13 protein-coding genes are annotated in these 12,357 nt (G+C 59.7%); 4 read left to right on the top strand and 9 right to left on the bottom strand.

The features are described from left to right. The first annotated feature begins 104 nt into the window (after nt 1-104). From HMPREF3044_RS13490 to HMPREF3044_RS13480, 4 genes are all read left to right on the top strand, one after another. Nucleotides 105-491, top strand: coding sequence for a TetR/AcrR family transcriptional regulator (locus HMPREF3044_RS13490; RefSeq protein WP_371326123.1), 387 nt, complete (start codon nt 105-107; stop codon nt 489-491). Beyond that, on the top strand, nt 404-787 hold the full coding sequence (locus tag HMPREF3044_RS13485; RefSeq protein WP_070741766.1) for a hypothetical protein: 384 nt from the start codon (nt 404-406) through the stop codon (nt 785-787). Before HMPREF3044_RS13490 ends, HMPREF3044_RS13485 begins: the two co-directional genes overlap by 88 nt. 125 nt (nt 788-912) lie before the next feature. Then, on the top strand, nt 913-1,941 hold the full coding sequence (gene trpD, locus HMPREF3044_RS11250) for an anthranilate phosphoribosyltransferase (protein ID WP_070741763.1): 1,029 nt from the start codon (nt 913-915) through the stop codon (nt 1,939-1,941). Between the two features lie 244 nt (nt 1,942-2,185). Further along, a complete protein-coding gene (locus HMPREF3044_RS13480) occupies nt 2,186-2,560 on the top strand; it encodes a hypothetical protein (RefSeq protein WP_246821058.1) in 375 nt (124 codons plus the stop codon). A gap of 258 nt (nt 2,561-2,818) precedes the next feature. Here HMPREF3044_RS13480 and HMPREF3044_RS11240 read toward each other — a convergent pair whose 3' ends face one another. The 9 genes from HMPREF3044_RS11240 to HMPREF3044_RS11200 all read right to left on the bottom strand — a co-directional run bounded on the left by HMPREF3044_RS11240 (nt 2,819) and on the right by HMPREF3044_RS11200 (nt 12,264). After that, a complete protein-coding gene (locus HMPREF3044_RS11240) occupies nt 2,819-3,397 on the bottom strand; it encodes a MusI family membrane protein (protein ID WP_070741760.1) in 579 nt (192 codons plus the stop codon). Next, complete coding sequence (locus HMPREF3044_RS11235; RefSeq protein ID WP_070741757.1) at nt 3,398-4,282, bottom strand: carbohydrate ABC transporter permease; 885 nt, start codon at nt 4,280-4,282, stop codon at nt 3,398-3,400. Continuing rightward, nucleotides 4,282-5,127: a carbohydrate ABC transporter permease gene (locus HMPREF3044_RS11230; protein ID WP_005388804.1), complete on the bottom strand. Its 846-nt coding sequence runs from the start codon at nt 5,125-5,127 to the stop codon at nt 4,282-4,284. The genes HMPREF3044_RS11235 and HMPREF3044_RS11230 overlap by 1 nt, the downstream gene beginning before the upstream one ends. 58 nt (nt 5,128-5,185) lie before the next feature. Beyond that, complete coding sequence (locus HMPREF3044_RS11225; protein WP_210400557.1) at nt 5,186-6,523, bottom strand: ABC transporter substrate-binding protein; 1,338 nt, start codon at nt 6,521-6,523, stop codon at nt 5,186-5,188. Nucleotides 6,524-6,715: 192 nt separating this feature from the next. Continuing rightward, a complete protein-coding gene (locus HMPREF3044_RS11220; protein WP_070741754.1) occupies nt 6,716-7,936 on the bottom strand; it encodes a DUF4032 domain-containing protein in 1,221 nt (406 codons plus the stop codon). A 5-nt stretch (nt 7,937-7,941) separates the two neighbouring features. Further along, nucleotides 7,942-9,060, bottom strand: coding sequence for an ABC transporter ATP-binding protein (locus tag HMPREF3044_RS11215; protein WP_070741753.1), 1,119 nt, complete (start codon nt 9,058-9,060; stop codon nt 7,942-7,944). 143 nt (nt 9,061-9,203) lie between these two features. After that, nucleotides 9,204-9,446, bottom strand: coding sequence for a hypothetical protein (locus HMPREF3044_RS11210; RefSeq protein ID WP_005393757.1), 243 nt, complete (start codon nt 9,444-9,446; stop codon nt 9,204-9,206). After that, complete coding sequence (locus HMPREF3044_RS11205; protein ID WP_070741752.1) at nt 9,446-10,120, bottom strand: DUF2334 domain-containing protein; 675 nt, start codon at nt 10,118-10,120, stop codon at nt 9,446-9,448. The genes HMPREF3044_RS11210 and HMPREF3044_RS11205 overlap by 1 nt, the downstream gene beginning before the upstream one ends. Before the next feature lie 56 nt (nt 10,121-10,176). Further along, on the bottom strand, nt 10,177-12,264 hold the full coding sequence (locus HMPREF3044_RS11200) for a S9 family peptidase (RefSeq protein WP_070741749.1): 2,088 nt from the start codon (nt 12,262-12,264) through the stop codon (nt 10,177-10,179). Between the last annotated feature and the right edge of the window lie 93 nt (nt 12,265-12,357).

Raw genomic sequence — 12,357 nt, 5'->3', positions numbered from 1 at the left:
TTTTGTGGGTTGACGTGCACGGAGTGTGTGGGTTTTGGAGATTTTTCGGTGTCGACAAACTGTTGGACTGCTACCGAGGGGATACAACTAATGGATGATGCGCAGTGTCCGTCGGGCGCGGGCACGAGTCAAGGAGCATTATAGCGTCGGCAACAGTGACGGCCAGATTCTGCAACCTTCCCGCAGATAAGCGTGAGCACATCACGACTGCGGCGACAACGGAATTTGCGCGGCACGGCTACGAGCAGGCCAACACGAACCGAATTGCCAAGGAGGCCGATATTTCCGTCGGCGTACTTTTCAAGTATTTCCCCACAAAGGCGGACCTATTCCTCTACGTGGCGAGAAAGGGGCGGAGATCATCGAGACGAAGACTACCCCCGGTTTTGAAATCGGATGCGGGGTGCTGGAGATCGTCGGCAAGCTTGTGGATGTCATCGGAAATACGAGCGCAAGTGAGCGGGAAGCAGTCCAGACGTACCAAGCAATGACCGCGCTCGGCGATCGCGCCTTTGCCAAGGAAACTGCAGCTGAGCTGGAGCGATATACACTGAAACAGTACCTGGCAATGCTCGAGCGAGGGCAGGAATGCGGTGAGGTACGCACTGACATCCCCGCAGAGCTCCTCTCCTTATTTGTGGACAACCAGTTCATTTCGTTGCAGTACACGCTGGCGACGGCGTATCACGAGGAACGTCGCCACATGTACGTGGGAGAAATGCCCACTGAGCAGGTGCTGAGCGCGACTAAGCAGCTTCTGCGGGTGCCGCTGGCACCAACCAGCTAATTTTCGCACTCCTGTTCCCATAATTACCTCCGCTTCCACCCCCGCTGGACCAAAAGGCCGGTATACAGGGGCTACCCGACCGTAGAATGAGGGCTACAAAATACCCCACGCAAAGGAAGTGCCCCGTGATCAGCGAAGCTCTTAAAAAACTGGTAATTAAGGAAGACCTCACCTATGACGAGGCGTATGCCGTCATGGATGAGATCATGAGTGGGGAGTCCACCCCTACCCAGAACGCCGCCTACCTTGCAGCGCTGTCCACGAAGTCTTCCAATGCGGAGACCATCGACGAGATCATGGGCTCCGCCGAGGCTATGCGCAACCACGCAACGCAAGTGGAGCACCCCGGCATCGAGGTGCTGGAGATTGTCGGCACGGGTGGCGACAATGCCCATACCTTCAACATTTCCACCACCTCCGCGATGGTCGCCGCTGCCGGCGGCGTGACAGTGTGCAAGCACGGCAACGCCGCGGCGACGAGTAGGTCCGGCGCCTCCGACGTGTTGCAGGCCCTCGGCGTGAACATCCACCAGGACCCGGAGCTCGTCAACAAGCTTCTCAAGGAAGTCAACATCGCCTTCCTGTACGCCCAGCAGTACCACCAGTCCATGAAGCACGTTGCCGGCCTGCGCAAGGAGCTCGGCTTCCGCACCGTTTTCAACATCCTCGGACCCCTGACGAGCCCGGCCAAGCCCGAACGCTTCGTTCTCGGCGTGTACTCGGAGTACCTCGTTGAGCCACTGGCCAAGGTCCTCTCCCACCAGGGTGTACGCCGTGGCCTCGTCGTGTTCGGCCAGGACGTCATGGACGAGATTTCCGCGTCCGCCCCGTCGACAATCTGCGAAATCCGCGACGGCTACTTCCGCACCTCCGTGATCAAGCCCGAGGACTTCGGTCTTGAGCGCTGCGAGAAGAAGGATCTCGTCGGTGGCGATCCGCAGGAGAATGCCGAGATCACCCGCGATGTTCTTGCCGGTAAGGATCGCGGCCCCCACCGCACCGCTGTCCTCATGAACGCTGGTGCCGCCCTCTTCACGGGCGACAAGACCGAAACGCTTGCCGACGGCATCGCCCTCGCCGCTGAGCTCATCGATTCTGGCAAGGCCCTCCAGAAGCTAGAGGACTTTATCAAGGCCTCCAACGAGCTGGCATAGGAAAAACACGAAACCGGCGGTGACCTGCACGGTCACCGCCATTTTTATTCACCCTCCCGTTCAGCTATCGCAGCGCTCCCCCCTAACAGTTTCCTCACCGCCTTCTTTTAATCATTTAGCAGGTTATGGTTCGATATAGGAAGAGGATGAGCGAGGTTCAGCACAATGATCGATGGTGATACCACGGTCGGCTCACACCCCTCTGGACTTTGCTGAAGGTCCAAAAACTAAAAGGTCACGCACTGTGAAAACAAAACCATCACTGCCCGTTCTTGCTACCGCGACAGCAATTGCCCTATCCACCATGATGGCTCCCCAGGCAACGGCAGCAGCAACCGCCAGCGATTTCACCACAAGCTACGACATCGTTTCAGGTAACTGTACAGTCAATTACAGCAGGAATGCCCAGAGAAACATCATGTCGGGCTACAAGGACATGGGGCGCAAACTCGCTGATGTGCGCGGGATGTCAAACACAAAAAACCAAGAGTCTATTACAGCATTGGCTACAGGCTTCCAACTTGCTGCCGTTTCAGAACCAACCGTTTACAAGCCTGAGCAATACAACGCTCGCAACGCATTTGACGATGATCCCTTCTACATTCCCGGGGTCAGCTAGGAAGTGCAAATCGCGGTGAGGCAAACCGCTTTCCGCTCCTACCCGTACCAAAAAGCCCGCGAATTGGAGAACCAGGCTTTCGCGGAGTGCCGGAATGGCAAACTCGGGGTTATAATCCCGTCAGTCGTTGTCCCAATTGTTGCGGTGATTCTTGCAGCCCTCGCGTGGCCGGCGATCAAGCAGGCAGTCCCCGCCTTGCAGGGACTCCCCTTCTAGACCAGGCCCCCAAAACAAGAAATCCTCCCTTAGCGGTTTTCTCTATTTTAGAATCAAACCGGCAACGTACCACGGCAGCGCCAGGCCGACGAGCACCACGTACGTAATGATCGTCCCAAGTCCCACGGAGGTAGTGAGGGCGACAATGGGCAGGGCCGCCAACCCCAGGGCTGCAAGGAGGGTCCGCGGCAAGTCACGCATCGCATCCAATACCGCACCTTTGAGGCTGCACTTGGGATAAAACCGCACCGTGATGATGGTGAGGATAATAAGCCCCGACCAGATGCCCGACTCCAAAACGAGGGCCGCCATGGGACTGATGAGGCCCTCGCCCGCCCCACGGATGACGTAAATCTCGTAGATTCCTAGCACTGCGATGCAGGTAGAACCCACAAAGTAGCCCGTGGGGGGGAGGAAGGATGCACGAAATGCCTTCCAAAACGTGGCAAACGGCCGGGAACCCTCGTCGCGGGCGAGTTGCCGTGTGACGTAGGCCCCGGCCTTCGTCGCGGCTCCTGCGGTGATGATCGGGAGTGACGCAATCACCATGCAGAAATTGACGATGACCAGGTCCGCTGCGAGGGAAAACGCGGCGTAGAACCTGGAATCGGGTGAGAACATTTAGCCCTTCACCGCGCCGGCGGCGACACCTTCGATGATGTGCTTCTGCGTGGCGACGTAGAAGATGACGATGGGGATGATGGCGAGGACGAGCATGGCCATCATGGCGCCCATGTCGCGGTTACCATTGGAGCCCACGAAGGATTGCACCACCACGGGGATGGTCTTGTACTTGGTGGATAGGCCAATGACAAGGTAGGGCAGGAGGTAATCGTTCCATACCCACATGGCGTTCAAGATGGCCACGGTGACAGCCGTGGGCTTGAGCATGGGCAGCACCACGCGGAAGTAGTTTTCCAGGGGGCTGCAGCCGTCGATCATGGCGGCTTCCTCGATGTCGAGGGGGATGGATTTCACAAACCCTGCGAACATGAACACCGACAGGCCGGAGCCGAAGCCCAGGTAGAGCACGACGATCCCGATGGGATTGTTGAGGTGCAGCATGTCTGCGATCTTGACCGTGGGGAACATGACCATCTGGAAGGGGATAACCATGCTGAACACGAACAGGTAGTACAGCGCCGAGGTCCACCACGTTTTCACGCGGGTGATGTAGTAGGCGGTGAGGGCCGAGAAGAAGACGATTGCCGCCACCGAGAGGATGGTGATGACGAACGACCAGAGGATCGCCCACAGGAATCCCTCCTTCATGAGGCCGACGGCGTAGTTTTCCAGCCCGACCCACATCTCATCCAGCGGCAGTGCGAAGGGGCTGTCGGCAATGGCGAGCTTGTTCTTGAAGGAGTTGAGGATGATGAAGAAGATCGGCCCGAGGAACACGACGGTCAGGAAGACGAGGACCGTGTACAGGGCCACTTTTGCTCCTGTCCCGACCTTTGCTTCGTCGCTTTTCGACGGCTTGTTGGTCACTGTTTTCGTCGACATTACGCTTCAACCTCCCGGGAACGCGTGGCGCGGAGTTGGAACATGGCGATGACAACAACCACCACCACGAAGATTACGGCCTTGGCCTGGCCAACTCCCTCAGAACCGACGCGGTTGAACATCGTGTTCACGATGTTTAGCGCGACCATTTCTGTTTGACTTCGTGGCGCGCCGTTGGTGAGAGCCAAGTTCTGGTCGAACAGTTTGAACGTGTTGGACAGGGTGAGGAACAGGCAGATGGTGATCGACGGCATGACCATGGGGATGGTCACGTGCCGCAGGATTTCCCCGCGGCCGGCGCCGTCGATCTCTGCGGCCTCGATGAGCTCCGGTGGAACGTTTTGCAGCCCAGCGATGTAAATGATCATCATGTAGCCCACGAGCTGCCAGTTGATGAGCATGATGAGGCCCAGGTACCCGTACTTCCAATCGGCAACAATCGTGGTCCCGTACTTGGCCAGCACGGCATTGATCATCGATTGCCACGTGTAGCCGAGGACGATGCCGCCGATGAGGTTCGGCATGAAGAACACCGTGCGGAAGAAGTTCGTTCCCTTGAGCTTGCGGGTCAGCGTCCAGGCGATGGCGAACGCCGCAATGTTCACGGTGATGATGGAGACGATGACCACCAGCACGGTGAAGACGAACGAGTCAATGAACCCTTCGCGGGCGGTGAACGCCTGCTTGTAGTTGTCGATGCCAACAAACGTCGCGTCGGTGATCGTGGTGAAGTCCGCAAACGACAGGAAGAAGCCGATGACGAAGGGGACGAGGAACGCGATGAGGAACGCGAGCAGCGTGGGCAGAACAAAGATGGGGAAATACTTTTTCAGGCTAGTTTGCATGAGCGTGTGCCACCTTGACCGAAGTCCCCACCACGGGGGTGGGGACTACAGCGTCTAGTTACTTCTTCCAGTTTGCTTCTTTTTCGGCGGCCCAGTTTTCCTGGAACGCCTTGACCACTTCGTCCCACTCCAGGTTGCCGGCGGCGTACTGGGCTAGATCAGCGCCAAAGTCGTCCTTGAACTGCTGAGACGGCATGTATTGGAACGTCCAGGGGTACGTCTTCAGTGAGGAATCCTGGATCGCCTTAGCGACCTGCTTGCCCAGCGGGTCGTCCGGGGTGCCGAGATCCTTGAAGCCCTTGAACGGGGCGATGAAGCCGAGGTCATCGACAACATACTGCATGCCGTCGCCGGCGTAGAGCCAGTTAGCAAAGTCGATGGAGGCCTTCTGGTCTTCCTCGCTCGCCTTGGAGTTAACGGCAAGGTAGCTTTCCGTGCCCACGGAGATGCCGCGGCTTGATTCGTCGGGAAGCCCCATGTACATCGGGATGAACTTGATCTTGTCTTCCTTCACCACGTTGCCGTCAACATCGGAAATCTGGCTCCAGGCCCAGTTGCCGTTTTGCACCATGGCGGCCTTGCCGAGCGCGAAGTCGGCCATGGAGTCGCTCACGGCTTTGGATGGGGTGAGCGACGGGGCGACGGTGGAATCCTCGAGGTACAGGTCAAAGAGGTTCTTGAACTCCTTGTTGTACGTGAACTGCATGTTGTCCATGTCCGTCACGCCGGCATCCTTGAACTCCTGGTCCATCGGGGTGTTGAGGAGGTGCGTCTGGTAACGCCACTCCTCGCCGGAGGAGAGAGAGGCGGCCGCGAAGGCGCCATCGATGCCGAGGTCCGCCTTGCGGGCCTGCATATCGTCGGAAACCTCCTTCAGCTTGTCAAAGGAGTTGATCTCCTTCAGCGAGGTGGCCGTGGCGCCGGGGAGGGCGAAGTATTTATCAAAGATCTCCTCGTTGACGATGATGCCGTAGCCCTCGACGGCGAACGGAACGCCGATGATCTGGCCCTGGTCGTTTTTCAGCGGCGGGGTATCTTCGTTGAGCTGCTTGGCGAACTCCGCGTCCGAGAGATCCGCCATGTAGGACTCCCAGCGCAGCTGCCCGGCGGGCCCGTTGATCTGGAAGAGCGTGGGCGCATCCTTCTTGCCCACCTCCGCCTTCATCGTCTGCTCGTACGTGCCGGAGGCGGCGGTGACAACCTTGACCTCTACGCCGGTCTCCTCGGTGTACTTCTTGGCGATCTCCTGGTACGCCGCGTCCTGCTCAGGCTTGGCGTTCATGAAGTAAACGCTGGGGCCGTCCGCCGAGCTACTCGAGTCCGAGCACCCCGCCAAACCTGCGGCTGCGACTGCTGCAGCGGTCACCACTGCGGCGAAACGTGTCATCTTTTTCACGTTATAACCTTTCAGATTCTTGGTTGGTCTTTCAAACCTCTATCACAGCTAGCGTACAGGCGAAGTACCGTTAAAAAGGCAAATATCTGACCTTTAAGAGCCCGGTTTCGACCAAAAACGGCCCTACGGTGGGAAAAGACACACCTTTTTGGTACATGAGATTTAGGTTACATTCCCACTTTTAGGGGAGGTTCACCCCAGAAGCGTCTCCTCGTCGCGGTGCTCGGGAAGAATCGATTGGATATAGGACTCCGTCGCCTCCGCAAGCGACACGTCCCCACCCCGTTCCTCGGCCATGTACCACCGGTGTTCCATCACCTCGTGGAAGATCTGTGCGGGCTCCAGCTTCTTCGCCAGCTCCGGTGGGACCGAGCGAACGGTCGGGAGGAAGACGTCGAGAAGCCACGTGTGCGCAACCTGTTCGAGGGGGAGCTCGGGGAGCTCGAGCGCCCGGTAGGTATGGATCGAGTTGAGCATCCGCTGCGCCTGCTTTTCCTGAACATCGAGCCCGGTCAGGCGCATAAGTGCCCGGTTGTGGTGGCCGGAGTCCACCACCCGTGGGCGAATCGTCACCGTCTGACCCGAATCGTCCTTTTCCACCTTCAGCTCACCCACATCGAACCCCAGCTCATTGAGCCGGCGGATACGGTCGCTCACCCGCCACGTCTCGTCCGCAGCGATCGCCTCCTCTCCGGTCAGCTCGTCCCACAGCTGCCCGTAGCGCTGGGTTATTCGGCCACCGATGTCGATGGGATCCATCGACTCATCCATGAGGCCCCCGGCCTCGAGATCCATGAGCTCGCCGATGATGTTGACGCGCGCCACGTCGACATCGTACATCCTCCGTGTATCCGATAGGCACCCCGGCAGTTCCCCGGTCTCCGCGTCGACGAGGTAGCCACTGAAAGTGTCGGCATCGCGGCGGAACAGGGTGTTGGACAGGCTGACGTCGCCCCAATAAAACCCGACGAGGTGCAAGCGCACGAGCAGGACGGCGAGCGAATCAATGAGCTTCCCGGCCACCTCTGGTCGCAGTTTTTGAGAGAAAACTGCCCGGTAGGGAAGGGAAAACGATAAATGGTCGGTGACCAGACACGCGGTCAGTTCCTCCCCTTCCGTCGAGCGCCTACCCGTAATCACAGCCAGGGGTCGCACCGATGGCGCGCCGATCCGGTTGAGCTCCCGCAGCATGTGGTACTCGTGGTGGGCAACCTTCTCGCCAATCTCCTTCACGGCGATGACCCTCGTCCCCTCCCCATCGCCGAGTGTGACAAAACGCACTGTATGGCGGCTAATTCCTCTGGGTAGGGTGGTGATGACCCTCTCCGGCCACTGCTCCAACGGCAGCTCCCACGGCAGTTGCAACAGCGCCGGCGCCAGGGCAGTGCCGGAGATATCCATCCTCTCCGGCATCTCGACTACTCCTCGATCCGCTTCCCCGTCGTCGCGGAGAAGGCGTGCAGCATCCCCGGCCTGATCGTCAGCCGCACGGTGTCCCCGGGCTTCGGCGCCGTGTGGGGCGCGGTGCGCACGACAATATTGTTGCTTGTCGACGCATCGGGGTTGCTGTCGGTGCCACTGGACAGGTTTCCTCCGCCGACGAGTGTCCCGTACAGGTAGGAATCACTGCCGAGCTCCTCGACGAAGTCCACCTTCACGGGGATCTGCCCGTTCGGGTCCACGTCCAGGGCCTCCGGGCGGAAGCCGAGGACGACATCCGGGCCGTCGAGCGCCGCGACAACGGCGTCGGGAAGCTCCACCGTCGCCTCGCCGAGGCGAGCCGTGCGCCCCTCCACCCTAAACGTGCCGAGGTTCATCGCCGGGGAACCAATGAAGCCCGCGACGAACTCGTTTTGCGGGTGCTCATACAGGTCGCGGGGCGTGCCCACCTGCTGCAGCACACCCTTATTCAGCACGGCAATACGGTCACCCATGGTCAGCGCCTCCGTCTGATCGTGGGTCACATACAGCGTGGTCACGCCGAGTTCGCGCTGCATCGACGCGATCTGCGTACGGGTTTGCACACGCAGCTTCGCATCCAAGTTACTCAGTGGCTCATCCATGAGGAACACCTGCGGCTTGCGCACAATCGCACGCCCCATCGCCACACGCTGACGCTGGCCGCCGGACAGCGCCTTCGGCTTACGATCCAAAAACTCCGTCAGATCCAGCGTCCGCGCCGCGGCCTCCACGCGCTCGTTGATCTGCGCCTTATCCACACCGGCGATCTTCAGCGCGAAGCCCATGTTCTCCCGCACCGTCATGTGCGGGTACAGGGCGTAGTTCTGGAACACCATCGCAATATCGCGATCCTTCGGCGGCACATTCGTCACATCCCGGTCCCCGATGAACACCTGCCCGGAGTTGACATCCTCCAGGCCTGCAAGCATGCGCAGGGTTGTGGATTTGCCGCAGCCCGACGGGCCGACGAGGACGAGGAACTCCCCATCCGCGATGTCCAGATTGATGCTGTCCACGCTGGGGGTGGTGGCACCGGGGTAGATACGTGTCGCATTCACGAAGCGAACTTCAGCCATGACCTTACTGTTTCCTTTACTTTCATTGGCAGGTACGTGCCAAACGATCCGAGTGAAAGAGGAGGGGCCATAAGCGACCCCACTCAGTAACCCAGGCTAGCCCGACAGCCCGGTCATAACCACAAAACGCCGTGTGATGTTTCTTACAGCGGCAGCAGCGGATCAATCGCATCCGCCGCCTCATCGATATCATCGAAACGCCCGGCGAGCTCACCTTTTGTGTCCAGAATTGCGCACGGGGAGCCGTCGAGAAGCGAAAAGTGTGCATCCTCAGACGCCTTCACAGCGAAGAACCCCCGCGGGGTGAACTCCTCGATGAGTTCTTCAAACTCATCGTCCGAATAGACCATCACAACATGCTCTGCATACTGAGGGAACAGCATCATTACACCTCCACGTAGGTACTTGGCTTTGCCCCCAACTCTAGCGCCACCGCCACCGCCGCCGCGACATCTTTGGCCACCTTCGTCTTCACGAGGTTCCGCGCCGAGACACTCAGCCGGATCACGCCGCCCCGGCGCGCCGTCCTCTCGACGGAGCGGGTGATGGTGGAGCGCCACCAGCGGGAGGCGCCATACCCCTCCCCCACGGAGAGGTTTCGTGCCTGGACCAGGGTGTTTGTGTTCAGAATGTGGATGCCTTTGGTGGACAGTGCGCGGGTGAAGCCGAGCTCGGGGAGGACGGCGAGGGTGCCCTCCGAGAGGCGCCAGCGAGGTGGGGCGAAGATGGGCGTCGAAAAGCCGAGGCGCTCCATCTGGGCGACGGCACCGGTGAGGCGCAGGCGGGCCTCGTGGGCGCGGAGGGTGGCGAACTCCGCGCGGCGACCCTGGACGGCCTGGTCGAACCCGTTGAGAACAAAAGCGTCCCCAGCTGCGATTTTGCGCTCAAAAAAGCGCCGCGTGTCTGCGTCCTTGGCCAGGTGCCAGTTGCCGTCGATGTGCGGGGCGATGAGGAGGCTGACGGGAACACCCCACGCCTCCAGCTCGCGCATGAACTGCGCCGCCGGCGTGCGGGTCTCCGTGAAGACGGAGGAAATAGATACCAAAAGGGTTGCGCTCACGTTCCTCAGTATCACACCGATTGTTCCGGCGCGCAGCGCATGCGCTAGCGCGCACGTTATTTTGTGAGGCCCGTGATCTGATTGACAAGCCAGGCGGCGTCCTCACGGGAGCGTCGAATAGCGTCGTAGCGGCCCGACACCCCACCGTGACCTGCGACCATCTCCGTGCGCAACAGGAACTCACCCGCCGTAGCCACCTCCCGCAACTTCGCAATCCACTTCGCCGGCTCCACATACAACACACGCGTGTCATTCAAGGACGTCGTCGCCAAAATATTCGGGTACGGCTTCGCCTCAACATTCTCATACGGGGCGTAACTTGCCATGTAGTCGTACACATCTGCCTCGTGGTAGGGGTCGCCCCACTCATCCCACTCCGTCACCGTCAGTGGCAACTCCGGCTTCAACATCGACGTCAACGGATCCACAAACGGCACATCCGCACGAATCGCCTTAAACCGATCCCCGCCCATGTTCGCCACAGCGCCCATGAGGAGACCGCCGGCACTGCCCCCCGAAGCACCCAACATCGCGGGGGTGGTGTAGCCATGGTCAATCAGGTAATCCGCCACCGTGATGAAATCCTCAAACGTGTGCTTCTTGTTCAGGCCCTTGCCGTTGTCGTACCAGAGGCGGCCCATCTCGCCGCCGCCGCGAACATGCACCTCCACGAAGCGGATTCCCCGGTCTAGCAGGGACACTCGCGCAGAACTGAACGCCGGGCCGGAACTCACCTCGTACGCGCCGTAGCCCGTCATATGGGTCGGGTGCGGAACATCGGGGTCGAGATCGCGGCGCTGCACAATGGACACGGGAATCTTTTTGCCATCCGGGGTGGGCACCCACAGGCGACGCGATTCATACTGGCTGGGGTCGTACCCCCCACGCACCTTTTCCTGCTTGAGCAGGGTCTTCTCGTCAGTTTTCACGTCGACGGCGTAGATCGCCGGCGTGTTTGTGTACGTGGTGTAGTAGGCACGGAACACCGGTGCCTCCCACAGACTGCCACCGGAAATCGACGTGGAGGACAACTCCTCATCACCGATATGGAGAAGCTCCCAGTCTCCCTCGCCGCGCTTGACGTAGCTCTTCGCCAACCCATTTTCCATCCGGCCGAGAAGCAAAAAGTCACGGTAGGCTGCAGCCCCCGTGATCCGCGCCTCGTCCGAGTGGGCCATCAACTCCTCCCCCAGATCAAGAGGCTTGCCGACGGGCGACAGGCCACACGAGTAGTTCGGGCTCAGCTTGTTGTGGGTCACGATCCACATGTCCTCCCCACCGACAACGGCATGCGTCAGGTCGTAATCAACGCCCTCCTCCCGCTCCCGGATGAGACGAAACTCGCCCTCCGGATCGTCGGCAGGCAAGTAGTAATACTCACTCGTCACCTTCGACGAGCACCCGATGAGCAGATACTTATCCGACACACTCAAGCCGACGCCGACCCAGAACCTCTCATCCGGCTCATGGAACACACGCACATCCTCACTGCGCGGGGTCCCCACCCGGTGGCGCCACACGGAATCCGGCCGCCACGCATCATCCACCGTCTCGTAGAAGATGTACTCCTCCCCTACCCAGGTACACCCAGAGGAGATGTTTTCCAACACATCGTCGAGGTCCTCACCCGTGGACAAATCGCGGATGCGCAACGTGTAACGCTCGTTGCCCTCCACGTCGAGGGAGTAGGCGAGGTAGCGGCCTGAATCGGTCACCGCCGCCGCACCGAGAGAAAAGAACTCCTGACCTTCGGATTCCTTCTCCAAATCGAAGATAACCTGTTCTCCCGGAAGCGCGAAATCACGCTGCACCTGCGGAGGAATCCAGCCCTCGCCTGCGGGAACCCTGCAGATTCTGCCGTAGTTCTCCCCCTTTTCGATGCGGAAGAAGTACCAGTATCCCCGCCCCCTGCTCGGCAGCGACATATCCGTCTCGTGGATGCGGCTCAACACCTCGTCGTAAAGATTCTGGGAAAGGGTGCCCAGGTGGGCCATCGATTCCTCTGCGTGGGTGTTGGAGGCGTTTAAGAACTCCAGCGCCTTGTCCTTGTCCCGCATCCACTCGTAGTCGTCGACAAACTCGCGGCCGTGGAAGGAGCGGATAGTGGGAATTTTGGGGGCACGTGGTGCGGATGGCTTTGTCATGACCTCTTACTCTACACGGGGAGGAAAGAGCGCCTGAACAGGGGTTTTCCAAAATTTAGAAAAACCCCCTGGTCAGGAGGTAAATCCGTTTCC

The sequence above is a fragment of the Corynebacterium sp. HMSC073D01 genome, from assembly GCF_001815555.1.
GTDB classification, from domain to species: Bacteria; Actinomycetota; Actinomycetes; order Mycobacteriales; family Mycobacteriaceae; genus Corynebacterium; species Corynebacterium glucuronolyticum.
The sequence above is the reverse complement of the archived record's forward strand: the minus strand, read 5'-3'. Positions and strand labels throughout refer to the sequence as shown.